This window comes from Bradyrhizobium sp. USDA 4449 (genome assembly GCF_054056275.1).
The window spans coordinates 1069658-1094839 of sequence record NZ_JBSRYD010000001.1; the positions used below are offsets into that span (position 1 = coordinate 1069658).

At 63.8% G+C, this 25182-nt stretch carries 26 protein-coding genes and 1 pseudogene; 8 read left to right on the forward strand and 19 right to left on the reverse strand.

What is annotated here, in order from left to right:
• Window positions 1-7: 7 nt before the first annotated feature.
• From ACVIIW_RS05065 to ACVIIW_RS05075, 3 genes are all read left to right on the forward strand, one after another.
• Entirely contained in the window at window positions 8-1159 is a 1152-nt protein-coding gene (locus ACVIIW_RS05065) for an HlyD family secretion protein (protein ID WP_456699738.1), read from the forward strand.
• Window positions 1160-1272: 113 nt separating this feature from the next.
• A complete protein-coding gene (locus tag ACVIIW_RS05070; protein ID WP_456699739.1) occupies window positions 1273-2892 on the forward strand; it encodes an MDR family MFS transporter in 1620 nt (539 codons plus the stop codon).
• A 26-nt stretch (window positions 2893-2918) separates the two neighbouring features.
• Window positions 2919-3380 carry a carboxymuconolactone decarboxylase family protein gene (locus ACVIIW_RS05075; RefSeq protein WP_456699740.1) on the forward strand — a complete coding sequence of 154 codons (462 nt, stop codon included), beginning with the start codon at window positions 2919-2921 and terminating at the stop codon, window positions 3378-3380.
• A gap of 121 nt (window positions 3381-3501) precedes the next feature.
• Here ACVIIW_RS05075 and ACVIIW_RS05080 read toward each other — a convergent pair whose 3' ends face one another.
• The 6 genes from ACVIIW_RS05080 to ACVIIW_RS05105 form a co-directional block, all read right to left on the reverse strand.
• Window positions 3502-4362: a D-amino-acid transaminase gene (locus tag ACVIIW_RS05080; RefSeq protein ID WP_456699741.1), complete on the reverse strand. Its 861-nt coding sequence runs from the start codon at window positions 4360-4362 to the stop codon at window positions 3502-3504.
• 118 nt (window positions 4363-4480) lie between these two features.
• Complete coding sequence (locus ACVIIW_RS05085) at window positions 4481-5212, reverse strand: amino acid ABC transporter ATP-binding protein (RefSeq protein ID WP_456699742.1); 732 nt, start codon at window positions 5210-5212, stop codon at window positions 4481-4483.
• An 8-nt stretch (window positions 5213-5220) separates the two neighbouring features.
• The gene (locus ACVIIW_RS05090; RefSeq protein WP_456699743.1) at window positions 5221-5913 is read right to left on the reverse strand and encodes an amino acid ABC transporter permease; all 693 of its coding nucleotides are present in this window, start codon (window positions 5911-5913) and stop codon (window positions 5221-5223) included.
• A gap of 4 nt (window positions 5914-5917) precedes the next feature.
• Window positions 5918-6649, reverse strand: coding sequence for an amino acid ABC transporter permease (locus ACVIIW_RS05095; protein ID WP_456699744.1), 732 nt, complete (start codon window positions 6647-6649; stop codon window positions 5918-5920).
• A gap of 118 nt (window positions 6650-6767) precedes the next feature.
• Window positions 6768-7679 carry an amino acid ABC transporter substrate-binding protein gene (locus ACVIIW_RS05100; RefSeq protein ID WP_456699745.1) on the reverse strand — a complete coding sequence of 304 codons (912 nt, stop codon included), beginning with the start codon at window positions 7677-7679 and terminating at the stop codon, window positions 6768-6770.
• Window positions 7680-7765: 86 nt separating this feature from the next.
• Entirely contained in the window at window positions 7766-9151 is a 1386-nt protein-coding gene (locus ACVIIW_RS05105; RefSeq protein WP_456699746.1) for a M20 family metallopeptidase, read from the reverse strand.
• A 229-nt stretch (window positions 9152-9380) separates the two neighbouring features.
• Here ACVIIW_RS05105 and ACVIIW_RS05110 point away from each other — a divergent pair, with 229 nt between their 5' ends.
• Window positions 9381-10760, forward strand: a complete 1380-nt coding sequence (locus tag ACVIIW_RS05110) for an LLM class flavin-dependent oxidoreductase (RefSeq protein WP_456699747.1) — start codon at window positions 9381-9383, stop codon at window positions 10758-10760.
• Between the two features lie 59 nt (window positions 10761-10819).
• Here the strand turns inward: ACVIIW_RS05110 and ACVIIW_RS05115 are convergent, their stop codons facing one another.
• The 4 genes from ACVIIW_RS05115 to ACVIIW_RS05130 form a co-directional block, all read right to left on the reverse strand.
• On the reverse strand, window positions 10820-12481 hold the full coding sequence (locus ACVIIW_RS05115; protein WP_456699748.1) for a thiamine pyrophosphate-binding protein: 1662 nt from the start codon (window positions 12479-12481) through the stop codon (window positions 10820-10822).
• A 106-nt stretch (window positions 12482-12587) separates the two neighbouring features.
• Window positions 12588-13091: a GFA family protein gene (locus tag ACVIIW_RS05120; RefSeq protein WP_456699749.1), complete on the reverse strand. Its 504-nt coding sequence runs from the start codon at window positions 13089-13091 to the stop codon at window positions 12588-12590.
• A gap of 254 nt (window positions 13092-13345) precedes the next feature.
• Window positions 13346-14473, reverse strand: coding sequence for an alkene reductase (locus tag ACVIIW_RS05125; RefSeq protein WP_456699750.1), 1128 nt, complete (start codon window positions 14471-14473; stop codon window positions 13346-13348).
• A gap of 117 nt (window positions 14474-14590) precedes the next feature.
• Window positions 14591-16087: an aldehyde dehydrogenase family protein gene (locus tag ACVIIW_RS05130; protein WP_456699751.1), complete on the reverse strand. Its 1497-nt coding sequence runs from the start codon at window positions 16085-16087 to the stop codon at window positions 14591-14593.
• A 186-nt stretch (window positions 16088-16273) separates the two neighbouring features.
• Here ACVIIW_RS05130 and ACVIIW_RS05135 point away from each other — a divergent pair, with 186 nt between their 5' ends.
• Complete coding sequence (locus tag ACVIIW_RS05135; protein ID WP_456699752.1) at window positions 16274-17119, forward strand: SDR family NAD(P)-dependent oxidoreductase; 846 nt, start codon at window positions 16274-16276, stop codon at window positions 17117-17119.
• A 10-nt stretch (window positions 17120-17129) separates the two neighbouring features.
• Here the strand turns inward: ACVIIW_RS05135 and ACVIIW_RS05140 are convergent, their stop codons facing one another.
• The 7 genes from ACVIIW_RS05140 to ACVIIW_RS05170 all read right to left on the reverse strand — a co-directional run bounded on the left by ACVIIW_RS05140 (window position 17130) and on the right by ACVIIW_RS05170 (window position 21468).
• Window positions 17130-17336: a hypothetical protein gene (locus ACVIIW_RS05140; protein WP_092239813.1), complete on the reverse strand. Its 207-nt coding sequence runs from the start codon at window positions 17334-17336 to the stop codon at window positions 17130-17132.
• 72 nt (window positions 17337-17408) lie between these two features.
• Window positions 17409-17822: a Rieske (2Fe-2S) protein gene (locus ACVIIW_RS05145; RefSeq protein ID WP_456699753.1), complete on the reverse strand. Its 414-nt coding sequence runs from the start codon at window positions 17820-17822 to the stop codon at window positions 17409-17411.
• Window positions 17823-17827: 5 nt separating this feature from the next.
• Window positions 17828-18940 (reverse strand): amidohydrolase family protein, encoded by a 1113-nt coding sequence (locus tag ACVIIW_RS05150; RefSeq protein WP_456699754.1) that lies wholly within the window; start codon window positions 18938-18940, stop codon window positions 17828-17830.
• 14 nt (window positions 18941-18954) lie between these two features.
• Window positions 18955-20016 (reverse strand): amidohydrolase family protein, encoded by a 1062-nt coding sequence (locus ACVIIW_RS05155; protein ID WP_456699755.1) that lies wholly within the window; start codon window positions 20014-20016, stop codon window positions 18955-18957.
• A 140-nt stretch (window positions 20017-20156) separates the two neighbouring features.
• The gene (locus ACVIIW_RS05160) at window positions 20157-20366 is read right to left on the reverse strand and encodes a hypothetical protein (RefSeq protein ID WP_456699756.1); all 210 of its coding nucleotides are present in this window, start codon (window positions 20364-20366) and stop codon (window positions 20157-20159) included.
• Window positions 20367-20456: 90 nt separating this feature from the next.
• Window positions 20457-20732, reverse strand: coding sequence for a YiaA/YiaB family inner membrane protein (locus ACVIIW_RS05165; RefSeq protein WP_456699757.1), 276 nt, complete (start codon window positions 20730-20732; stop codon window positions 20457-20459).
• Between the two features lie 40 nt (window positions 20733-20772).
• Window positions 20773-21468, reverse strand: a complete 696-nt coding sequence (locus ACVIIW_RS05170; protein WP_456699758.1) for a PspA/IM30 family protein — start codon at window positions 21466-21468, stop codon at window positions 20773-20775.
• Between the two features lie 99 nt (window positions 21469-21567).
• On the opposite strand from ACVIIW_RS05170, the gene ACVIIW_RS05175 reads away from it, so the two are divergent.
• Entirely contained in the window at window positions 21568-22176 is a 609-nt protein-coding gene (locus ACVIIW_RS05175) for a TetR/AcrR family transcriptional regulator (protein ID WP_456699759.1), read from the forward strand.
• Window positions 22177-22288: 112 nt separating this feature from the next.
• Window positions 22289-23743, forward strand: a complete 1455-nt coding sequence (gene hydA, locus ACVIIW_RS05180; RefSeq protein ID WP_456699760.1) for a dihydropyrimidinase — start codon at window positions 22289-22291, stop codon at window positions 23741-23743.
• Window positions 23744-23787: 44 nt separating this feature from the next.
• Here the strand turns inward: hydA and ACVIIW_RS05185 are convergent, their stop codons facing one another.
• Window positions 23788-24345 carry a hypothetical protein gene (locus ACVIIW_RS05185; protein ID WP_456699761.1) on the reverse strand — a complete coding sequence of 186 codons (558 nt, stop codon included), beginning with the start codon at window positions 24343-24345 and terminating at the stop codon, window positions 23788-23790.
• Between the two features lie 253 nt (window positions 24346-24598).
• Between ACVIIW_RS05185 and ACVIIW_RS05190 the strand changes: the two are divergent.
• Window positions 24599-24835: pseudogene (locus ACVIIW_RS05190) on the forward strand (histidine kinase dimerization/phospho-acceptor domain-containing protein); the annotation flags it as partial.
• Window positions 24836-24867: 32 nt separating this feature from the next.
• Here the strand turns inward: ACVIIW_RS05190 and ACVIIW_RS05195 are convergent.
• Window positions 24868-25008 carry a hypothetical protein gene (locus tag ACVIIW_RS05195; protein ID WP_007597071.1) on the reverse strand — a complete coding sequence of 47 codons (141 nt, stop codon included), beginning with the start codon at window positions 25006-25008 and terminating at the stop codon, window positions 24868-24870.
• Window positions 25009-25182: the final 174 nt, after the last annotated feature.

The window sequence follows — 25182 nt, forward strand, 5'->3', positions numbered from 1 at the left end:
GTGCGATATGTCGAACGCGGCCTATATTACTGAAACAACTGACGAAATTAACCTAAAACCGTCCCGCCGGGCGATCAAGCGGACGGCCGTCGCGCTGGCTCTGGCGCTCGGCGTCGCTGCCGCCGGCGACTTGGGCTACAATTACCTGACGACCGGCCGCTACCTGGAATCGACTGACGACGCCTATGTGAAGGCCGATTCCACCATCATCGCCCCGAAGGTGTCGGGTTATATCGCCAAGGTCCTGGTCGGCGACAACGAGAAGGTCAAAGCCGGCCAGGTGCTGGCCAGGATCGACGACCGCGACTTCAAGGCAGCGCTTGGCCAGGCCCGCGCCGACGTCGCCGCCGCCGAAGCTTCGGTCCGCAACCTCGATGCCCAGCTCGAGCTGCAACAGCCTGTCATCGAGCAGAGCACCGCCGACGTCACCGCGGCCGAGGCCAATCTGAAATTCGCGCAGGAAGAGCGCGCCCGCTACGACGAGCTCATGAAGTCCGGCTCCGGGACGATCCAGCGCGCGCAGCAGACTGACGCGGCGCTCCGCGCCAGCAACGCGCAATTGCAGCACGCCAAATCGGGCCTGCTGGCTGCGCAGCGCAAGGTCGACGTGCTGACCACCCAGCGTGCGCAGGCCACGGCGCAGCTCGATCGCGCTCGCGCCGTCGCGGATCAGGCTGAACTGAACCTGTCCTATACCGAGATCACCGCACCTGTTGACGGAACGATCGGCGCCCGCTCCTTGCGCGTCGGACAGTACGTGCAGGCCGGCACGCAATTGATGGCAGTGGTTCCGCTCGACGCGGTCTACGTCGTCGCAAATTTCAAGGAAACCCAGCTCACGCATGTGCGCGCGGGCCAGCCGGTCGAGCTGCATGTCGACAGTTTCCGCAATCGCACGCTGCACGGTCATGTCGATAGCCTTTCGCCGGCCAGCGGACTTGAATTCGCGCTGCTGCCTCCCGACAATGCCACGGGCAATTTCACCAAGATCGTGCAGCGCGTGCCGGTGAAGATCGTGCTTGACGATCACAGCCTCACCGGCCTGCTGCGCCCCGGCATGTCGGCGGTGCCGACGGTCGATACCAAGGCGACCGTGGTGGCCGAGCGCGAGACCGCGAGGCGCGTTGCCGACAATTCGCCGCGTGCGAACGGCGGCTGACCCGGAACGTGGCAGGATCATCAAGTCTAGCCGGATGATCCTTCCCGGGCTTCCGGGATTATCGAAACCATCCGCCTAATGCATGCTGTCTCCGTATCCGAGACGAGGCTTCCATGAGCACGCTTCAATCGACCCTCGACGCCGCTTCCGCCACCGATCTCCCTGCCCCGGCTGCTGCTCCCGCCACGCCTGTTGTCTCTGCCAGAACGTGGATCGCGGTGATCGGCGCCACGCTCGGCGCGTTCATGGCGGTGCTGAACATCCAGATCGTCAACGCCTCGCTCGCCGACATCCAGGGCGCGATCGGCGCCGGTATCGACGACGGCGGCTGGATCTCGACCTCCTATCTGATCGCCGAGATCGTGGTGATCCCACTCTCGGGATGGCTCGCGCAGGTGTTCTCGATCCGGATCTATCTGTTGACCAACGCGGTGCTGTTCCTGCTGCTGTCCGCGGCCTGCGCGCTGGCGCAGGACCTGCCACAGATGATCGTGCTGCGCGCCGTGCAGGGCTTTACCGGCGGCGTGCTGATCCCGATGGCGTTCACGCTGATCATTACCCTGCTGCCGCGTGCCAAGCAGCCGGTCGGCCTTGCGCTGTTCGCGTTGTCGGCGACGTTCGCGCCGGCGATCGGCCCGACCATCGGCGGCTATCTCACCGAAAATCTCGGCTGGCAATACATCTTCTACGTCAATCTCGTGCCCGGCGCGATCATGCTCGGCATGCTCTGGTATGCGCTCGACGCCAAACCGATGAAGCTGTCGCTGCTCGCGGAAGGCGACTGGGCCGGCATCATCACCATGGCGATCGGCCTGTCCGCACTGCAGACCGTGTTGGAGGAAGGCAACAAGGACGATTGGTTCGGCTCGCCCTTCATCGTCAAGCTCAGCGTGATCGCAGCCGTCGCACTGACCGCCTTCCTGATCATCGAGCTCACCGTGAAGAAGCCGTTGTTGAACCTGCGCCTGCTGGTCCGCCGCAATTTCGGCTTCGGCATGCTCGCGAATTTCCTGCTCGGCATTGCGCTGTACGGCTCGGTGTTCATCCTGCCGCAATATCTGTCACGCATCCAGGGCTACAATGCCGAGCAGATCGGCACTGTGCTGGCCTGGACCGGATTGCCGCAGCTCGTGCTGATCCCGCTGGTGCCGCGCCTGATGCAGAAGTTCGACGCGCGGGTCATCATCGGCGTCGGCTTCGTGCTGTTCGCGGGGTCGAATTTCATGAACATCTTCATGACCAGCGACTATGCCGCCGACCAGCTGATGTGGCCCAATGTCGTCCGTGCCGTCGGGCAGGCGCTGGTCATGGCGCCGCTCTCGGCGGTCGCGACCTCAGGCATCGAGCCGGAGAATGCGGGTTCGGCGTCCGGCCTGTTCAACATGATGCGCAACCTCGGCGGCGCCGTCGGCATCGCGCTGCTCCAGACCGTGCTGACCAAGCGGGAGCAGTATCACTCCAACGTGCTGATGCAGTCGGTCTCGCTGTTCGAGCAGGCCACCCGCACACGGCTGGAACAGCTTACGCGATATTTCATGAATCACGGCGTGCTGGACCGTGCGGATGCCGCGCATCGTGCCTATGTCGCGATCGGCCATATCGTGCAGAAGCAGGCTTATATCCTCGCCTTCAGCGACACGTTCTATCTGCTCGGAATGGCGCTGATCGTGGCCCTGATCGCCGTGCTCTTCCTGAAGAAAGCTGGCCATACGTCGGCCGGCGGCGCCCACTGATCCCTCAACCAGCAAGGAGAACGACCATGAAACCCCGCATGAATTTCTACCAGGCCGCCCCCGATACGATGAAGGCGCTGATGGCATTGGAAGAGCAGATCCAGTCCACCGGACTCGAGAAATCGCTGATCGAGCTCGTCAAGATCCGGGCCTCGCAGATCAACGGTTGCGCCTTCTGCATCAACATGCACACCGAGGATGCGCGCAAGCGCGGCGAGACCGAGCAGCGCATCTATCTGCTCAACGCCTGGCGCGAGTCCCCGCTCTATACCGATCGCGAGCGCGCCGCGCTGGCCTGGACTGAGTCCGTGACGTTGATTGCGGAGACGCACGCGCCCGACGACGTCTACGAAGAGGTTCGCGCCCAGTTCTCCGATGCCGAGACGGTCAACCTGACCGCGCTGATCGGCGCGATCAACGCCTGGAACAGGCTGGCGATCGCGTTCCGCTCGGTTCATCCGGTGAAGGTGAAGGCGTCGGTGGCGTAGGGGAGGACAGTGCCGTAGGGTGGGTTAGCCGAAGGCGTAACCCACCACCTCTGTCTCCGCGGAAACCAAAGAGGTGGGTTACGGCTTCGCCTAACCCACCCTACGGCAACCGAGCGGTGGCTTAAACCGCCGTCGCCTTGGCGAACTCCACATAGATCTCGCGCAGCCGCGTGGCCATCGGGCCGGGCTTGCCGTCGCCAACCTTCTTGCCGTCGATCGCGACCACGGGCTGCACGAACAACGAGGCCGAGGTGGCGAAGGCTTCCTTGGCGGCCAGGGCCTCCTCAACCGTGAAGGACCGTTCCTCGACGCGGAGTTGGCGCTCTTCGGCGAGAGCGACGACCGCCTTGCGGGTGCAGCCCGGCAGGATCGCATTGGAGTTCTTGCGGGTGACGATGACGTCATCCTTGGTGAGGATGAAGGCCGAGGACGAACCACCTTCGGTGACATAACCGTCTTCCAGCATCCAGGCTTCGCCGGCGCCGGCTTCCGCCGCGGCCTGCTTTGCCAGCACTTGCGCCAGCAGCGCGACGCTCTTGATGTCGCGGCGTTCCCAGCGGATGTCGGGCACGGTGATGACGTTGATGCCGGTCTTCGCAGATTCTGAGTTGATGATGTCCTTTTCCGAGGTGAACATCACCAGGCTCGATACGATTTCGCCCTTGGGGAAGGCGAAATCGCGGCCCTTGTCGGCGCCGCGCGTGACCTGGAGATAGACGAGGCCGCTCACCAGCTCGTTGCGGGCAATCAGCTCCTTCTGCAGCTCGGTGATGCGCTCGACCGTCTCCGGCAGCTTCAGCTTGATCTCGCCGACCGAGCGCTCCAGCCGCGCCAGATGCGAGGCGTTGTCGACCAGCTTGCCGTCGAGCACGGCCGAAACCTCGTAGATGCCGTCGGCAAACAGGAAGCCGCGGTCGAGCACCGAGATTTTCGCGTCCGAAAGCGGGACGAATGAGCCGTTGACGTAGGCGATCGAATCCAAGGCGGGTCTCCAGCAAAAAGGGATTTGGCGCCTTATACGCCAGTTGCGGGAAACGTTCACCCCTCGTTTCGTCATTCCGGGGCGGCGCGAAGCGACGAGCCCGGAATGACGTTGGAAATCAGTGCGACAAAATCTTGGACAAGAACTTCTGTGCGCGGTCGCTGCGGGGCTTGCCAAAGAAATCGTCCTTCAGCGCGTCCTCGACGATCTCGCCGCGGTCCATGAAGATCACGCGATTGGCGACCTTGCGGGCAAAGCCCATCTCATGGGTCACGACCATCATGGTCATGCCTTCACGGGCGAGATCGACCATGACGTCGAGTACCTCGCTGATCATTTCAGGATCGAGCGCCGAGGTCGGCTCGTCGAACAGCATCGCGATCGGATCCATGGCGAGAGCGCGCGCAATGGCGACGCGCTGCTGCTGGCCGCCGGAGAGCTGCGCTGGAAATTTCTTCGCATGCTCCTTCAGGCCGACGCGATCGAGCAGGGCCATGCCTTTCGTCATCGCCTTGTCGTGCGCCCGGCCCAGCACCTTCTCCTGGGCCAGGCAGAGATTGTCGATGATTTTCAGATGCGGAAACAGCTCGAAATGCTGGAACACCATGCCGACGCGCGAACGCAGCTTCGGCAGATCGGTCTTGGGGTCGTTGACCTTGACGCCGTCGATGCTGATGTCGCCCTTCTGGAACGGCTCCAGTGCGTTGACGCATTTGATGAGCGTCGACTTGCCCGAACCGGACGGGCCGCACACCACCACCACCTCGCCCTTGGCGACGCTGGTGCTGCAATCGGTCAGCACCTGGAAGGTCGGGCTGTACCATTTATCGACGTGGCTGATTTCGATCATGACGGGCCCTAGCGAAGGATGGCGATGCGCGACTGCAGGCGGCGGACGCCGTAGGACGCGATACAGGAAATGGTGAAGTAAACGACGGCAGCAAACAGGTACATCTCGACCAGACGACCGTCACGCTGCGCGACCTTGCTGGCAGCGCCGAGGAAATCGGTGATCGACAGCACGTAGACCAGCGAGGTGTCCTGAAACAGGACGATGGTTTGCGTGATCAGCACCGGCAGCATGTTGCGGAACGCCTGCGGCAGCACGACGTAGCGCATGGTTTGCGCGTAAGTCAGGCCGAGCGCGCTGGCCGCGGCCGGCTGTCCCCGCGAGATCGACTGGATGCCGGCGCGCATGATCTCGGAGAAATAGGCGGCCTCGAACATGATGAAGGTGATGAGCGAGGACGCGAACGCACCGACGCTGATCGGCCGCGAGGCGCCGGTCAGCCACTGTCCGATATAGGGCACCAGGAAGTAGAACCAGAAGATCACCAGGACCAGCGGCAGCGAGCGCATGAAGTCGACATAGAGGCCGGCGATCCGCCCGAGGGTCTTGTAGCCCGACAGCCGCATCAGCGCGAGCGCCGTGCCGAAAACCAGGCCGCCGAGCGCGGACAGCGCCGTCAACAACAACGTGAAGCTCATGCCCTCATAGAACAGATAGGGCAGCGCGCGGATGATGACATCGAAATCGAAATTGCCGAACATCGCGCTATTTCCCCGTGATGTAGCCGGGGATCGCGACGTAGCGCTCGAGGAAGCGCATCGCGGTCACGACGACGGCGTTGACGAGGAGATACAGAAGCGTGGCGGCGGTGAAGGCCTCGAACACCTGGAACGAGAATTCCTGCATCGAGCGCGCCTGTCCGGTCAACTCGAGCAGGCCGATGGTGATGGCGACCGCCGTGTTCTTGATGGTGTTGAGGAACTCGGAGGTCAGCGGCGGCAAGATGATGCGAAACGCCATCGGCAACAGCACGTAGCGATAGGCCTGCACCGTCGTCAGCCCGAGCGCTGTGGCGGCCATCTTCTGCCCGCGCGGCAGCGAGCCGATGCCGGCCTGCAATTGCACCGCGACGCGCGCCGACATGAAGAAGCCGATGCCGATCGCCGCGGTCCAGAACGGCGCATTCGGCAATTGCTTCAGCCAGAGGCCGGCCGATTTCGGCAGCAGCTCCGGCAGCACGAAGAACCACAGGAACAGCTGCACCAGCAGCGGCATGTTGCGGAAGAATTCGACGTAAGCGAAGCCGAACCAGCTGGCGGCTCTCGACGGCAGCGTGCGCAGCACGCCGACCACCGAGCCGGTGACCAGCGCGATGATCCAGGCCAGCAGCCCGGTTTCAAGAGTCAGCTCCAGTCCCGACAACAACAGGTCGAGATAGGTGCCGGTCCCCATCGGGTTCGGCTGGAAAAAAATTCCCCAGTTCCAATGGTAGTTCACGTGTCCCCCGCGCGAACGCGCCCTTCAGAGATGGTCGTTGGGCTTCCATGCAAATGTCCGACCACTCTGGTGTCAAGAGTGGTCGGACATGATCCCGACCGCAAGGTCGAGATTGATCTTACTTGTAGTCGTCCGGATTCGGCGAGTCCGAGGGCTTGGCGAACTCGTGCTTCAGCTCTTCCGACATCGGGGTGTTGAGGTTCAGTCCCTTCGGCGGGATCTTCTGCATGAACCACTTGTCGTAGATCTTCTCGCCCTCGCCGGAGGTGTAGAGCGCTGCGGTCGCCGCATCGACCACCTTCTTGAACGGCGCGTCATCCTTGCGCAGCATGATGCCGTAGGGCTCGGGCTTGGAGAACGCGTCCTTCGAGATGACGTAGTCGGACGGCGACTTCGAGCCGGCAACGAGGCTCGCGAGCAGGATGTCGTCCATGACGAAGGCGACCGCACGGTCGGTTTCCACCATCAGGAAGGCTTCGGCGTGGTCCTTGGCCGGGATGATGTTGGCGCCGAGCTTCTTCTCGACATTGGCTTCGGTCAGCTGCTTGATGTTGGTGGTGCCGGCGGTGGAGACCACCGTCTTGCCTTTGAGGTCGTCGATCGACTTCAGCCCGCTCGACTTCTTGAAGACGTAGCGGCTGGCGGTCAGGAAGTGGGTGTTGGTGAAGGCGACCTGCTTCTGGCGCTCGGCATTGTTGGTGGTCGAGCCGCATTCGAGGTCGATGGTGCCGTTCGCCATCAGCGGAATACGGGTCGCCGAGGTGACGGGATTGAGCTTCACCTCGAGCTTGTCGAGCTTGAGCTCCTTCTTCACGGCATCGACGATCTTGTAGCAGATGTCCATCGCGAACCCGACGGGCTTCTGGTTGTCGTCGAGATAGGAGAACGGGATCGAGGAGTCGCGGAAGCCGAGCGTGATGGTGCCGGTGTCCTTGATGTTCTTGAGCGTGCCGGTCAGCTCCTCGGCCCCTGCCTGGCTGACGGCGAAGGTCGCGGCGAGCGCGAGCCCGATGCTACGGAAATGTTTCACTTTTTTGTTCCCCTTTCAGGATGATGCGGCGAGATGCAAGCACAAATCAGGCCGGATTAGAATGTGACTTTCGGCTGGATGCCGGCTCAGATGAGTGGCCCGGGTAATTCCCCGAGATCCCAGAACAGCCCCGCCATCACCGTCAAGGCCTCCTCCGTCAATGGCAGCAGGATGTGCTCATTGGGCGCATGCTGGGAGCAGCCGGGATAGGAATGCGGGACCCAGATCGTCGGCAGGCCCAGGACTTCCGAAAACACGTCGTTCGGCAGCGAGCCGCCGAAGTTTGGCAGCACCGCCGGTGCCTTGTCGGTGGTGGTCTGCACTGATTCAGCCGCCCATTCGATCCACGGGCTGTCGAAATCGGTGCGGGAGGCGGCAAAGCTCTGGGCCGCCCGCACCTCGACCATCGGAAAGCCCTTTGCGACGAGGTGCGCGCGGACGGCATCGATCAGGCCATCGACCTTGGTGCCCACCACGAAACGCAGTTGCAGCACGGCATTGGCATGGCCGGGAATGGCGTTGGCCGGCTTCTCGATATTGCCCGAGGACATCGCCAGCACTTCCAACGTGTTCCAGGCATAGAGGCGCTCGGCCGCGGACAGGCCGTCCTCGCCCCAGTTCTCCGCAAGCTGTGGCTCGTCCTCGGTCGGAACGACCTGCACATCGGCCAGATAGCTGCGGATCTGGTTGGTCAGTCGCGGCGGCTTCAGCGCCTCGAGCTGAAGCCGGCCATGGCCGTCGACCAGCGTTGAAATCGCATTGACCAGGATGGTCGCAGGGTTGGCGAGCACGCCTCCCCAATTGCCGGAATGATGACCGCCGTCTCGCAGGTTGACATCGAGATGAATGCGGATGCCGCCGCGGCAGCCCAGGAACAGGGTCGGCCGATCCGCCGACAGCCGCGGCCCATCGGAGGCCATGAACAAATCGGCCTTGAGCGCGTCGCGGTTGAGCTCGCAGACCTTGGCAAGATCAGGCGAGCCGATCTCCTCGCCCATCTCGACGATGAATTTCGCATTGAAACCGAGCTTGCCGCCACGAGCTTGCCGCACCGCGCGGAGTGCGGCCATGTTGATGCTGTGCTGGCCCTTGTTGTCGGCAGTGCCGCGGCCATAGAGACGAATGCCTGATGTCGTCGTGCGCCAGGGATCGCGGCCGTCGCGCCACTCGCCTTCCATGCCATCGACGACGTCGCCATGGCCGTAGACCAACACGGTCGGCGCCGACGCATTCTCGTGATGCTCGGCAAACAGGAACGGCGACTTGCCGCTCGGGGATTCGACCAGGCGGCTGCTGAAATCGAGCGCGGCGAAGGAGGGCATCATCTCCTGCTCCAGATAGGCGCGCAGCTCGGCGCCCCGCGACGGATTCTGGCTTTCGGTCTTGAAGCCGACGCGGCGGTCAAGTTCGGCGAGGAACGCACCGGATTTGAAGTCGTCCCGGGCGCGGGCGATGGCGTCGGCTCTGCTCATTCGTTTCGCTTCAACTGATGGAACGAGGCAACGTAGCGGACTACGCGGGCGCTCGAAAGTGGCGGGGACCGGCGATTTCCTTCTTGCTCTCTTGAGCCTGGCTTGCCAAGTGCAGACGTGCCGCGGATTTTGGCCTTGCCAGACGCAAGTTATATGCAAGAACGTCGCCAGGTTGGGGCGCACGTCTATCATTCGAAGAGCGCTCAGTACAGGGCGCCGAGGGACCAGCATGGCCAAGCAGATCAGGCTCAACGCATTTGCGATGAATTGCGTCGCACATCAGTCACCGGGACTCTGGACCCATCCGCGCGACCGCACCGCCGAGTATAACCGCCTGCCCTACTGGATCGATCTCGCCAGGACGCTGGAACGGGGCCGTTTCGACGGCCTGTTCCTGGCCGACGTGCTCGGCGTCTACGACGTCTATGGCAGCAGCCCTGACGCAGCCTTGCGCAATGCTGCGCAGACGCCGTCGAACGAACCGCTGCTGCTGCTTTCGGCGATGGCGGCGGTGACGAAAAACCTCGGCTTCGGCGTCACCAGCAACCTCTCGTTCGAGCCGCCCTATCCGTTCGCCCGGCGGATGTCGACGCTTGATCATCTCACCGAAGGCCGGATCGGCTGGAACGTCGTCACCGGCTATCTCGACAGCGCCGCACGCGGCGCCGGTAAGGACAAGCAGACCGGGCATGACGATCGCTACGACATCGCCGACGAATATATGGAGGTGGTCTACAAGCTCTGGGAAGGCAGCTGGGAGGATGATGCGGTGCTGCGCGATCGCAAGCGCGGTATCTTCACCGATCCCAGCAAGGTTCATCGCATCAATCATGAGAGTGCGAATTACCGCATCAACAACACCATCCATCTCAGTGAGCCATCGCCGCAGCGTACGCCGGTGCTCTATCAGGCCGGCACCTCGCCGCGCGGCCGGCAGTTCGCGGCCAAGCACGCCGAATGCGTGTTCATGTCGGGACCGTCAGCCAAGATCATTGCGCCGCGCGTCGCCGCGATCCGCCAGGAGGCTGCCGCACTCGGCCGCAACCCGGCCGAGATCCTCATGTTCAACATGATGACGATCATCCTCGGCAACACGGAAGCCGAGGCCGCGGCGAAATATGCCGACTATCGGTCGCATATCAATCCGGAAGGCGCGCTCGCCTTGATGTCGGGATGGACCGGCATCGACTTCTCCGGCTACGAGCTCGATCAGCAGGTCCGTCACGTCCAGAACGATGCCGGCCGCAGCGCCCTGGACAACGTCACCCGCGGCGATCCCGACCGGGTCTGGACCGTGCGCGATGTCATCGAGCATGTCGGCATCGGCGGAGCGGGCCCGGTCGTGGTCGGCACGCCGGAAAGCGTCGCGGACAAGATCGAGGACTGGTTCGAAAAGACTGACGTCGACGGCCTCAACGTCGCCTTTGCGATCTCGCCCGGCGATTTCGAGGATATCTCGGACATGCTGGTGCCGGAGTTGACCAGGCGCGGGCGGTACAAGAAGGAATATGCTCAGGGGACGCTGCGGGAGAAGCTGTTTGGTGGCGGACGTGCAAGGCTGGATGCGCGGCATCCGGCGGCGGGGTACCGGGTGGGCAAGAAGGGCTAGGCCGAAAGTCGCGCCACACCCCGGGCTGTCGTCCCTGCGAACGCGGGGACGACAAGTGGCTACACTTTCCCGTCCACCATCACCTCGATCAGCTTCGTTCCGGGCCTGCCAAATGCCGACGCCAGCGTCGCTTTCAGCTCGCCGGGATCGCTGATCTTGATCGCCTCACAGCCCAGCGCCTTCGCGACACCCGTGAAATCCACCGGAGGATCGGCGAAATCCATGCCGACGTAATTATCGTCACCATGGAAGGCGAGCAGCCGCTGCTTGATGATGCGGTAGCCGCCGTTGTTGGCGATGACGACATTGAGCGGCAGCTTGTGATGCGCCGCCGTCCACAGCGACTGGATCGAATACATCGCGCTGCCGTCGCCGGAGAAGCAAACCACGGGGCGATCCGGATTGGCGATGCTGGCGCCGACCGACGCCGGCAGGCCCCAGCCGATGCCGCCCGAGGCGAGGCCGTGATAGCCGTAGCGGTCGCGATGCGGGCGCAGCGCCGTGACCTGGCGGCTGGAGGTGAGGCCTTCGTCGACGAGGATGGCATGGTCGGGCATGGCGTCGACCATTTGCAGCACGAGATAATCGGGATCGATCGGAGAGCGGCCCGCGCTCTTGCCGATCTGCTCAATCAGCGCCGCGCGGCGCGCGGTCCAGTTCTTCGGCGCAAGCTCGGCAAGGCGCTGCCCGGCGCGGCTCGCGAGCGTCGCACCGCCCATCTCTTTCAGCACCGGGATCAGCGCGCGCAGCGTTTCCTTCACATCCGCCTTCAACGCGATCTCGGCACCGTAGTTCTTGGCGATCTCCCAATCGACAAGGCCGATCTGGACGATGCCGAGTCCATCGGGCAGCGCATCGATCTCGCTGTGGACGGACATGCGCAGCGGATCGCCGCCGAGCGCGATCAGGAGATCGTAGGGCGCCAGCGTATCGCGCGCGAGCTTCTGTACACGCGCAAGCGTGCCGATGAAGCTCGGGCTCTCCGACAGGAAGTGCGAGCCATAGGGCGTCGAGGACTGGTAGGCGGCAGCACCCAGCAGCTCGGCGAGCTCGGCGGCCTCTTTCAGAGCGTCGCTCTTGACCACCTCGTCCATGGTGACGATGACGGGGCGCTCGGCCTTCAGCAGCCGCGCGGCAAGCGCCCTCAGCGCCTCGTCTGATGGCTTTGTGCGCGCGTCGATGCGGGTGGAGCAGCCGAGGTCGATGCCGGCCTCGCTGTTGAGGATGTCGCCCGGCAGCGAGATGAACACCGGCCCGGTCGGCGGCGTCATCGCAACCTTGGCGGCGCGACGCACGATGCGCGGCAAGTCCTCCAGCCGCGTCACCTCGACCGCCCATTTCACCACCGGCTCGGCCATGCGCACCAGCGGACCATAAAGCACGGGCTCCATCAGTCCGTGGCCCTGCTCCTGCTGTCCCGCGGTGAGGATCATCGGCGTGCCCGTGAACTGCGCGTTGTAGAGCGAGCCCATCGCGTTGCCGAGGCCGGGCGCGACATGGACGTTGCAGGCGACGAGCTTTCCGGAGGCCCGGCTATAGCCGTCCGCGATCGCCACCACCAGGCTCTCCTGCATCGCCATCACATAGGTGAGGTCGGGGTGATCCTTCAGAGCATGCATGATCGGCAGCTCGGTGGTCCCGGGATTGCCGAACAGATGCGTGATGCCTTCGTCCTTGAGCAGCGCGAGAAAGGCGGAGCGGCCCGTGATCTTGTTCTTCATGTTTCCTCCAGGAGCGGACGTTGCCGCAAGGACGGAAGCATGATGGCCGAAATCTTGGCGTACGCGCAAGGAAGCGCGGTCATGGCTGCATTGCGAGGGAGCGGCGCTACATCTCCTCGCGCCCCAATTCGAACGGATCCTCACCGCCCGCGCGCTTCTTCTTTTTCGAGCGCTGCCAGACCACACCGGGAAAGCCCTTCAGCGGCACCAGCGGCTCGCCGGTATAGGCCCATTCCTGCAACTCCTCGATCGCGATGTGATAGAGCGGCCGGCGGCCGGTGCGCTCCTTAAACAGCGCGCGAGGAATGTTGACCATGTGGGGACCGCGCGGGCGCTCATAGGCGATCGGCGTGCCGCAATGCGAGCAGAAGCTGCGCGCCGTCCTGGTCGCCTTGTCCTCGTAGCGGGTCAGCGCGGTCCGGCCCGAGGTGATGCGAAACCGCTTCTTCCAGCTGCCGACATAGGTGGCATAGGCGGCGCCATGGGCGCGGCGGCTGGCGGCGGAGTGATCGTGCCAGGCCCATCGCGCAGGGACGTCGATCTCGAACGTGACCTTGCCGCACAGGCACTGCCCGGTGGCGGTTCCTGCGGCGACTGCGGCTTTGGCCATGATGGTCTCTCCGTCGTCCAAGCAGCTCGGGACAAAATTGCCTAGCAATTTTGCGCTGATGCGACGAAGCAATCCAGGCTGTCTCTGCGGAGGGGCCCTGGATTGCTTCGCTGCGCTGGCAATGACGGAGTTTGTGGGTCCGTCGGAGTCACATGCTAACCCCGTAGCCCGGATGGGGCGAAGCGCAATCCGAAAATCTCGACGGTAGGCACGAAACCCGGATTTCGCTTCGCTCCATCCGAGCTACGGCCGCGTCACGCCGGCGTCAGCTCGCCATAGACGGGATAATCCGTATACCCCTTCTCCTCGCCGCCATAGAACGTCGCGCGGTTATATGGCGCAATCGGGTAATCGTGCTCGAGACGCCGCGGCAGATCGGGATTGGAGATGAAGATCCGGCCGAACGCGATGATGTCGGCATGACCGTCCGCGATCGCCGCGTTCGCGGTCTCGCCGGTAAAACCACCTGCCGTCATCAGCACGCCGCTGTAGTGTGGACGGAACAGCACCATGGCGGAGGGCACGTTTTCCCAATGGACGTCGGCGCGGCCCGCGCCGCTCGAGCGCGGCTCGATGAAATGCAGATAGGCGAGACCGAGCTTGTCGAGCGCTCTCACCACGTGGGTGTAGAGCGGCATCGGATCAGGCTCGGCGGAATCATTGGCGATGCCGTGCGGCGACAGCCGCACGCCGACGCGGTTCGCGCCCCAGACGTCGATTGCGGCCTGCGTCACTTCAAGCAGCAGGCGCGTGCGGTTCTCGATCGAGCCGCCATATTGATCGGTGCGCTGATTGCTGCGCGACTGCAGGAACTGCTCGAGCAGATAGCCGTTGGCGCCGTGGATCTCGACACCGTCGAAGCCCGCGGCGAGCGCGTTCTTCGCGCCCTGCCTGAACGCCTCGACGATGTCCTTGACCTCGCCGGTCTCCAGCGCGCGCGGCGTCTCGTAGTCGGCGAGCTTGCCGTCGGCGGTCATCGCCTTCATGCCGTCGGCCCTGATCGGAATCGCCGACGCCGACACCGGCATTGCGCCGCCATGATAGGAGGAATGCGAGGCTCGGCCGACATGCCAGAGCTGGAGAAAGATGATGCCGCCCTTGGCATGCACGGCATCGACCACCTTGCGCCAGCCGGACACTTGCGCCTCCGAATAGATGCCGGGCGTCGCCGGGTTGCCGCGTCCTTGTGAAAGGACCGGCGACGCCTCCGCGATGATGAGGCCACCTTCCGTCGCGCGCTGGCCGTAATATTCGGCGTTGAGCGGCCGTGGAGCAAAACTGTCGCGCTCCGCCCGCATCCGGGTCAGCGGTGCCATCGCGACGCGATGCGCAAGCTTGTACGGACCGACCTGCAAGGGTCTAAACAACGCCTCGAATTTCATGGGAGCCCCGGATATCTCGGAAAGGATGCGGATCATATAGCGAGGGGCGGTCACCGGAAGGGCGCCGCCCCATGAAAACCGGATATTCGCTCGCGCCGCACGCGGCAGAGAACAGCCTTACGCCGTCTTGATCCAGACGGCCTTCACGTTGAGATATTCCTCGACGTGCTGCTTGCCGGACTCGCGGCCATAGCCGCTCATCTTGTAGCCGCCGAACGGCACGGCCGGGTCCATCGCCTGGTAGCAATTCACCCACACCGAACCGGCGCGCAGGCGCTTCGCGACCGCATGCGCCTTGGTGACGTCACGCGTCCACAGACCGGAGCCGAGGCCAAACGTGGTGTTGTTGGCACGATTGACCAGCTCGTCCATGTCCTTGAACGCGATTGCGGAGATGACGGGACCGAAAATCTCCTCCTGTGCGATCCGCATGTTGTCCTGGACGCCGGCGAACACCGTCGGCGAGACGAAGAAGCCTTTGGCAAGCGCGCCTTCGGTGACGCGGCCGCCGCCGGCAAGCGCGCGTGCGCCCTCCTTCTGGCCGACGTCGAGGTAGCCGGTGACGCGCTCGAGCTGCTGCTCGGAGACCAGCGGGCCGATCTGCACGTTGGGATCGAGGCCGTTGCCGACCTGAAGCTTCTTGCCGAATTCGGCGACGCGGCCGACGAATTCCTCGTAGATCGCCTGCTCGACGAACAGGCGCGTGCCGGCGCTGCAGATCTGGCCCGAATTGGCAAACACCGCCATCGCAGCACCCGGGACTGCCGCATCGAGATCGGCATCCGCGAACACGATATCAGGCGACTTGCCGCCGAGCTCGAGCGACACGCGCTTGAGATTGCCGGCGGAAGCGCGAATGATCGACTGGCCCGTGACATGCGAGCCGGTGAAGGCGACCTTGTCGACATCATGATGCGAGGCCAGCGCGGCACCCGCGGTCTCGCCGTAGCCGGGCACGACGTTGATGACACCAGGCGGAACGCCGGCTTCCATCGCGAGCTCGGCGATGCGCAGCGAGGTCAGCGGCGCCTCTTCGGCCGGCTTGAGCACCACGGTGCAGCCGGTCGCGATCGCCGGGCCAATCTTCCAGATGGTCGCAGTGAGCGGCCCGTTCCAGGGGATGATGGCGCCGACGACACCGATCGGCTCCTTCAGCGTGTAGGAGAATATCTCGCCGGGCAGCGAGTTCTCGATCGTCTCGCCGTGGATCGCCGTGGTCTGGCCGGCGTAATAGCGCAGCATGCCGACGGCGCGCAGGCGATAGGCCCGGGTGCGGCTGAGCGGCGCGCCCATGTCGAGCGTGTCGAGCTGCGACAATTCGTCGAAATTCTTCTCGACGAGATCGGCAAGCCTGAGCAGAAGGTTCTGGCGCTCGAACGGTTTGACCTTGCTCCAGGGCCCTTCGAAGGCGCGGCGGGCGGCGGCGACCGCACGATCGATGTCTTCCTTGTCGCCCTCCGCCACGGTTGCGAGCAGCTCGCCGGTGGCGGGGTTATGAGTCTCGAAACGCTTGCCGGAAACAGCATCCACCCACTTCCCGTCGATCAGCATCTGCTTGTAGGACCCGTTGGCGAACGGATGGCGCGTGATCGGAATAGCCTGCGACACAGCCATGGCTGCACTCCCTGGGTAGGTGATTGATTGGGTTCGATCTGGGCGGGATCGATGATCCGAACAGAATACAGCGGCGCTGGAAAGGCGTAAAGTCGACGCGGAACGAAGACCTCCCATGCCGACTTGTGCAGGGTCGCGCGAGCGCCATGTCATAGCTCCATCACGAGCCAGTCCCGGAGAACAGCCATGCCACATCCTGTCATCGCCAAGGGCAACGTCGCCGTCGTCACCGGCGGCGCATCCGGCACCGGTCTTGCCGCGGCAGCCGCGTTCGCGCGCGCCGGGATGAAGGTCTGCATTGCCGATCTCGACGAAAACAGGCTGGCCGAAGCCGCAACAAGACTGTCATCGATTGCAGGCGCGGCTCATGTGATGACATCCGCGATCGACGTCAGCCGAATCGAGAACGTGGCGGAATTGGAACGCGCCGTAGGCGCTCATTTCGGCGGCACGGACCTGCTGATGAACAACGCCGGTATCCAGCCGGGCAGCACGCTGTTCGGAGAGCCTGACAATTGGCAGCGGATCATCGACGTCAACATGTGGGGCATCATCAACGTCGCGCGCATCTTCGCACCCAACATGATTGCACGCGGCAGGCCGGGCCTGATCGTCAACACCGGCTCCAAGCAGGGCATCACCACCCCACCCGGCGATCCCGCCTACAACGTCTCCAAGGCTGGCGTGAAGGCTTTTACGGAAGCGCTCCAGCACGAGCTGCGCAACACGAAGGATTGCCGCATCACCGCGCATCTGCTGATCCCCGGCTTCGTGTTCACCGGGCTCACCGCCAAGGGCCGCACCGAAAAGCCCGACGGCGCGTGGACGCCGGAGCAAACAGTGGATTTCATGATTGCGCGGCTTGAGGCCGGCGATTTCTACATCCTGTGCCCTGACAACGACGTGCCGCGCGCACTCGACGAGAAGCGCATATTGTGGGCCGCCGGCGATATCGTCGAAAACCGCCCGCCGCTGTCGCGCTGGCATCCGGATTACACGGATAAATTTGCCAAGTTTGTGAAGGGAAGCTAGGCGGACCGCCTTACAGCGTCTCTTGCTGGTGCCCACAATTCTTGCAGGCGAATTTGACCCTGCTCTGGCCCTTTTCCGCCTGCACCCGGTTTGGCGCGCCGCATTTGCCGCAGACCGCCTCAATACGGGTGGTGCCCTGCTTCACGACGACGGTCTTCTTTTCCATCGATTCGCGGATCAGGCGCTCGGCCTCTTCACGCAGGGATTGTTTCGACAAAGCTCGTCTCCGCCCTTGAAAGCGCGAGAGCCATAACGCACTTGCGTTTGAATCTCAATCGGCAATGCCGCCCTAGACGTCGACAATCACATAGGAGTCTTCGACATGTACCGGAAACGTCTCAGCGACATAGGGCCCCTTCTGCAATTCGTCGCCGCGCTCCACCGCAACCGGATATGAGCGAATCCTGACCCGTGTCGGGTCGAACCAGGACTGGCCGTTGCGCATGTCGAACTCCCAACCGTGCCACGGGCAGCGCAGCATCTCGCCGACGCGTGATCGCTCATACACGCCGGGCTCTGGCGAAGTCAGCCGCGCCACGCAGGCTGCCTTCTCCAGCGGCGCGCCCTCGTGAGGGCAGCGGTTCAACAGCGCGAAGAACTCGCCATTGACGTGGAACACGACGATGTCGCGCCCGGCAATATCGACGACCTTGTTGCCCCCGGGCGGAATCTCTGATGTGGACGCGACGATGTGACGGGCCATGTGGATCAGAGCTTGTAAACCGCGCGGGCGTTGGTGCTGAAGATCTTCTTCCGCTCGGCCTCGGTCAGCGGCGTCTTGAAGGCGAAACGCGGATCGTCGAAATCCCAGTGTGGATAGTCCGACGAGAACAGCAGACGATCGATGCCAACCCACTCGATCAGCGAGCGCAGATGCCGCGCCTCGTCGGGCTCGTCGATCGGCTGGGTCGTGAACCAGAAGTGATCACGGACATATTCCGACGGCCTGCGCTTGAGATGCGGCACCTCGCTGCGGAAGCGCTCGAAATGTTGGTCCATGCGCCACACCGCCGAGGGAATCCAGCCGAAGCCGCCCTCGATGAAGACGATCTTCAGCTTCGGAAACCGTTCCGGCACGCCCTCGATCACGAGGCTGGCAAGTTGAGCTGCGATGGTGTGCGCGTTCGACTGATGCTCCTCGACATAATATGACGGCCAGCCGCCGCCGGTCGGCGCATGGCCGCCATAGCCGCCGACATGGATGCCGAGCGGCAGGTCGAGCGCCTGCGCACGCTCGTAAATCGGCCAGTAGCGGCGGCGGCCGAGCGGCTCGTTGGCGCGCGGCGAGACGTTGATCTGGATGTATTCGCCTGTTCTGGCGCAACGCTCGATCTCGGCGATGGCGAGGTCGACCCCGTCCTGCCCGACCAGGATCGAGGCCTTCAGGCGCGGATCGCGGTGCGACCAGAACGCCAGTTGCCAGTCGTTGATGGCGCGCTGGATCGCGGCGCCGAATTCCAGGTTCTGCTGCGAGAAGATGAAGAGATCGAGCACCTGCAAGATGCCGAACTCGACATCGAGCGGATCGAGATGCTGCTTCTGCATGAACGCGAGATCGGAGCCCGGCGGCCCGCCGGTCGGCGGCCAGGCATCGCGGCGCGCGATCAGCGGTGATGACCGCGGATAGGGTGTGGTGAAAAGATAGGGCGTGCGCAGATGGCTGCCATACTCCCTCAAGTGCTGCTGCCATCTTTTCGGTAGGAACGCGTTGAGGTCTTCGAACGAATGCAGGCTCGGATGCACGTCGCAATCGACGATGCGCAGCTTTGATGCGACGGGCTTCGCGTCGTCACGCAATGGACGGTCGATGACTTCACTCATACGAACCTCCTGAACTAATTGAGCTTCAACCGCGGAAATGTCTCCAGCGGATTGTCGACGCACATCTTGTCGATGACGCTCTTCGGAAGATGCGGCGGGATGGGATCGTCGCCATCGAATTGCCAGTGCGGATAGTCGGACGCGAACAAGAACATTTTTTCGGAGCCGATCTGGTTGATGATCTCCTCGACGCTCCTGGCATCGCCGGGCGCATCGAACGGCTGCATGGTGACGCGGAAATTGTCGCGGATGATCGCGGCGGGTTCGCGCTCGACCCAGGGCACCTCGACGCGGACGCCGCGCCAGGTCTTGTTGGCGCGCCACATAAAGGCGGGCAGCCAGCTCACGCCTGATTCCATGAGCACGACCTTGAGACCTGGGAACTTGCCGAACACACCCTCGTAGATGAGGCTCAGGATCTGGGCCTGAAACGCTTGCGCCTCGACGAAATAGTACTCGTAGCGGTGCGATGGCCAGCCGGCCGAGCTCGGCGCTTGCCGATACTGCGTGCCGGCGTGGATCGCGAGCGGCAGCTTGTATTTCTCCGCGAGCTGATAGACCGGCCAGAAATGCCGCCGGCCCAGCAACGTCTCACCCTGCGCCAGCACCAGGATGGAGACGAAGCGCTGGTCGCTGGCATGACGCTCGATCTCGTCGATCGCGAGGTCAGGCGCCTGCATCGGAACCACGATGGACGCGCGCAGGCGCGGGTCACGCGACAGCCATTCGGCCGCAATCCAATCGTTGATAGCCTTGCAGAAGTCGGCCGCCATATAGGCGTCGAACACGGCCTGCGCGCCGTACAGCACGTTGAGGATTGCGTGGCTGGCGCCCAGCTGGTCGAAGGCGCCCTTCTGCACCATGGCGAGATCGGAGCCGGGTTTGGCACCGTTGGCCGGCCGCCAATCGGCGCGGCCGGTGAGCGGCATGCTCGGCGGATAGGAGGTGAGATCGAGGCCGTCGATGGCGCGGCTCACCACCTGCTCTTTCCAGTGATCGCTGAGATACGGCCGCAGCGTCGTGCGCGTGCCTCCAACCGCCGGGTGGATATCGCAGTCGATCCGCGTCACCGCCATGGATGCTTCCTCGGGCAATCTTTATCGGCGGCGTTCTCTGCACCGCCCGTGCAGAGTGCTCCGAGCCGAACCGACGCGCAAGGGCGCAGCGCTGCGCGATCCGTCATGCCTCGGTTGCATTTCGCAATAGCGATATGGCGTCAGGTCGCCATCATCAAAATGCGCTGCACCAGCGCGATCGCAGCCTCGGTGGCGGGAACGGCCGACGTTAGGGGAACTGCGAGCACCGAGCTCACCAGCCGGAGCACGGTGAGCAGCACCGCGTGCCGGCGCGCTTCACCACTGCTGGCGGCGATCAGCATGACAGTGACCACGAGCAGTGCGCAGAGCGCGCCCAGCTTGACCGGCACTCAGGCATAACGCACCGAAATCGCTGACGATGAAGAGCGCGAAGGCGGCGGATGCTGCGGCATCCGCCGCCTCTCTTCCATGTTCTCCGCTCAAGCGGCCTTGGAGACCTCCATCAGCAGCCGCTCGGCCTTGGCGTCTTCGATGCGGTTCACGAGGCGGCTGCTCTCGTGGTTGTCACGCACGGTCTTGGTCAAGGTGACGCAGGTCTGGACCAGCATCACGATGCCCATGGCGAGATAGCCCTTCATCCAGAGATCGATCGGCAGGAAGAAGACGCCGAGGGCAACGAGGAAGGCGGAGGCTGCAAAGGACGCGTAAGTAAAGGTCACCCAGGCGCCGCTGTGGGGTTGGCCATTCTGGTTCATAGTCGTCTCCTGTTGGATCTGATGATGAGTGGGCTTGAGTTCATGCAGTCGGTGTGCGCTTGGACTTCAGCCGCGCCAGCACGTCGTCCGCGGTTGTCTTGAGCCGCGGGCCAAAGCCCTGCTCGGCGAGCTTCTCGGCGGTGGCGAGCGGACCGGTGGCCGCGTCGAGCTCGACCAGGGCGTCATCGGCGGCCTGGGCCTCGATCTGCCGGTCTCGCAGACGTCTCAAGGTGCTCTCCGCCTCCGGTAGCGTCGATTCGCAAGGACGCGCCGCCTCAATGCCGCTGCGGCGAATCGAGCGTACCGCCTCCGAGGCCCGCGCAACACGGCGGCCGCGATCGAGCTCCGTGATGCGAGCCTGCGCGTTCGCGACATGCCGCTTCAGCCGGGCAATCTCGTTGGCGAACAGCGCCCTCGCCGTCAGCGCCGCGTCACGGTCGGCCTCGAGGCCCGCAATGGACTCGGCCGCCTCCTTGGCGAGATCCTCGCGGCCACCATCGAGCGCCGCGACCGCCCGGGTCTCGAGGTCGGCGATCCGGGCGACAGTGGCTTCGAGCTTGCGACCTTCCTGCTGGTCCTGCGCGATCGCCAGCGCCAGCGTTCGCTTGCTGCGCTCGACGGCCGCGGCCGCATCGCGCATCTGCTGGTCGAGGATCAGCAGGGCCGTCCGGTCCTCCAGCTCCTCGCCTGCGGCGGCGACGCTGCCGCGGAAAAGTGTAACGACGGTCTTGAACATTGTCCGCTCCCTGTTATGAGCATTGCTCACGTGCTTTGTAGCACACCTTGAGCGTTGCTCAAGATAAATTTGAGCAACGCTCACATCACTGGTTAATAAATGTCTAAGACACTGGAACGTCGAGAGAAATTACGGACAGATCTGATCCAGGCGGCGGAGCGGATGATTGCTACCCGCGGATTGGCGGGCCTGAAAACCCGCGATCTTGCCAGCGAGATCGGCTGCGCCAACGGGGCAGTTTACAATCTCGTTGCCGATATGGACGAGCTGATCCTGCGGGTCGGCTCGCGCACACTGCATCGACTGGACGACGCGCTCAGCGCCGCGGAAGAAGCCGGTGAGCCCTCGCCGCGGGAGAGGCTGGTCCGCATTGCCATCGCCTATTGCGATTTCGCCGCGGAAAATCTCGAGCTCTGGCGCGCGCTGTTCGAACACCGTATGGAGGCCGACAAGATCGTTCCGGACTGGTCGATCCACGACCAGATGCAGCTGTTCCGGCACATCTATGCGCCGCTCGCCGCGCTGTTTCCCGAACGCAGCCAGGAGGAGCTCGGCATCACCGCGCGCAGCCTGTTCTCGGCCGTGCATGGCATGGTGGCCCTCGGACTGGAGCAGAAGCTCGTCGCCGTGCCGCTGCCCGCGCTGCGCAAGGAAATCGCGGGCCTGGTGCGCGCGATGATCGACGGACTGATCGCACGGGCCGCGTAACGACGAGAGCGCGCAGCGAGCGGCGGCTGACTAAAATTTCGCCTGTCGCATCGCGACCAGGACGCTTAGCCTCCGCTTCCCGTGTCCTCTCCCCTCGCCTTTCGGAGCTCCCATGACCCTCCTCATCCGCGGCGGCACCGTCGTCAATCACGATCATTCGCGCCGTGCGGACGTGCTGATCGAGGGCGGCAGCATCGTCGCGGTCGGCGCGTCGATCCCGGCTCCCACCGGTGCGGAGATCATCGACGCCGGCGGCGCCTACGTCATTCCAGGCGGCATCGATCCGCACACCCATCTCGAAATGCCGTTCATGGGCACCGTCACCGCCGATGATTTCGAATCCGGCACGAAGGCGGCGCTGGCGGGCGGCACCACCATGGTGGTGGATTTCTGCCTGCCCGATCCGGGCCAGTCGATGCTTGCGGCCTATCAGGAATGGCGACACAAATCCGAGAAGGCCGCGACCGACTACGGCTTCCACATGGCGGTGACGTCATGGTCCAAGCAGATCTATGACGAGATGGAGACCGTGGTCAAAACCTACGGCATCAACACCTTCAAGCATTTCATGGCCTACAAGGGCGCGCTGATGGTGAACGACGACGAGCTCTACAACTCGTTCGCACGCTGCGCCCATCTCGGCGCGATGCCGGTGGTGCACGCCGAAAACGGCGATGTCGTCGCGCTGATGCAGGAGGCGCTGATCGCGCGTGGCGTCACCGGCCCTGAAGGCCATGCCTATTCGCGGCCGCCGGAGGTCGAGGGCGAAGCCACCAACCGCGCCATCATGATCGCCGACATGACGGGCACGCCTGTCTATATCGTGCACACAAGTTGCCGTGAGGCGCATGAGGCCATCGCGCGGGCGCGGGCGGCCGGGAAGCGCGTCTATGGCGAGCCGCTGATCCAGCATCTGCTGCTTGATGACCGCGAATATCAGAACAAGGACTGGGATCATTCGGCGCAGCGCGTGATGTCGCCCCCGTTCCGGGACAAGTCGCATCAGGACAGCCTGTGGGCCGGCCTCCAATCCGGCTCGCTGCAAGTGGTCGCGACCGACCATTGCGCCTTCACCACCGAGCAGAAGCGCTTTGGCCTCGGCGACTTCAGGAAGATTCCCAACGGTACCGGCGGCCTCGAAGATCGCCTGGCATTGCTGTGGACCGCCGGCGTCGCCACGGGGCGACTGACGACGGAGGAATTCGTTGCGGTGACCTCGGCGAACATCGCCCGGATCCTGAACATCTATCCGCGCAAGGGCGCGATCGCGGTCGGCTCGGAGGCCGATATCGTGGTGTGGGATCCCAAGGCGACGAAGACCATCAGCGCGAAGCGGCAAATGAGCCGGATCGATTACAACGTGTTCGAGGGCTTCGCCTGCACCGGCCAGCCCGCCGCAACGCTCTCGCGCGGTCGCATCGTGTGGAAGGACGGCGATCTGCGTGCCGAGGCGGGCGATGGGCACTATGTCGAGCGCCCGGCATTCTCGCCGGTGCATATCGCCAACTCGACCTGGAAAGAGCTGACCGCCCCGCGCGGCGTGGCTCGCGGAGCGGTGACGCCTTAGGATCGCGACCCTTCTCGACCGGAAACGAAAGTTCTCGTCACGCATCAGCGCGCGAAAGGCTGACCGGCCAAGCCAGTGACGTGTGACGCCTGCTCGATCGGAAGGCCTCTTCCCAATCGCGCCGCACTCGCACGCAGCCTTTCCGCATCGAGCTTGCCCTGCCGCGATCCATCGAGAGCGCATCCAAAGATCCGGTAGAACTGCGCGCCATCATAGGCGACCAGCAGCAGGTCTACGCCGGCGTTGCGCGCGACCTCTGGAAAGAGGAATAGCCGACCACGAAGTGGGGACCGAGCCGACGCGCTTCGGTCGCGCTGGCGCCTGAGCACATCGTGCTTGCGCAGCTCGAAGCTGAGATGCGCCACCGCCATCAGCATCGGCGGCAAGCACCGGAGCGTGACGAGCAGCTTGCCGGAGCGACTGTGACAACGCCCGCGGCGAAGCCGCAGAATGGCAATCGCGATGCTTGCAATGACAGGCGCGATGTTTCCAACACCGCGCAGCGGGACCAGATAGGGATCGTTCTTGTTCGCGGCCGCGAATGCGAAGAGAGGCGCGCCGAGCCAGAGCAGGATGAGGCCGAGACGACCGAGGAATTGCATGATGCATCACGTCCGGGGAGTGGCTGATGCTTCGCACCTATCAAAGCGATTCGCGTTCCGCGAGAGCCGTGAGCGGGCCTGCACGAAATCTGCAAAAGACTCCTGAAACCATGCAGACGTTGATCCGGGCTTCTGCACAAGGGCCATGCAGATTTCCTGGTGCCACTCATCACGAAAGGTCATCTGCACATGACGAGCCCGGCTACGACGATCGCTGCGGAGATCCGGCCGATCAGGCATTTCTCGATTCCGTATCAAGGGCGCGGCCGAGCTTCTGCAGGATTCCTGTGAGGGCAAGGCCGAGGGCCTGACGCCGGCCGAGCAGCGGACCTTCATCGCCAACATCCTGTCCGATACCCGACGGCTCGAGGCGATGGCGCAGCGGCTGCGCGAGCTGGCTCGTGCCGAAAGCCTGCAGCAGAACGAGCGCCCGGATCTGGCGCCCGTGATCGCCGACCTGAGGAGCCGGTTTCCGGGCAGCTCCGGGGAGGGCGTGGCCTTCGAGCTTCGGTTTCCTGCGACCTAGATCGCAAACACCCAGGCGGCGACAATGGTGCCGATGGTGACGAGACCAGCGATGGTCCAGCCGGCGGCATATTCCAACTCAGGATGACCGGTCGCCCGCATGATCTCCGCCGGGTCGGCGGTATGCTTCTCTGCCATGACAGCCTCGCGCTTTACTCCAGCGTCTATGGATAAGTCGCACCAGCCGCCAACAGGTTCCATCACGGACGCGCGAACGGCGAAAAAGTCGAAAACAACCCCATGCAAAGTAGAACGACCTCGCCGGAATGCGGCGGGGTTGCGCTCGCCAGACGCCTGGCGCGCCGGAGCAAA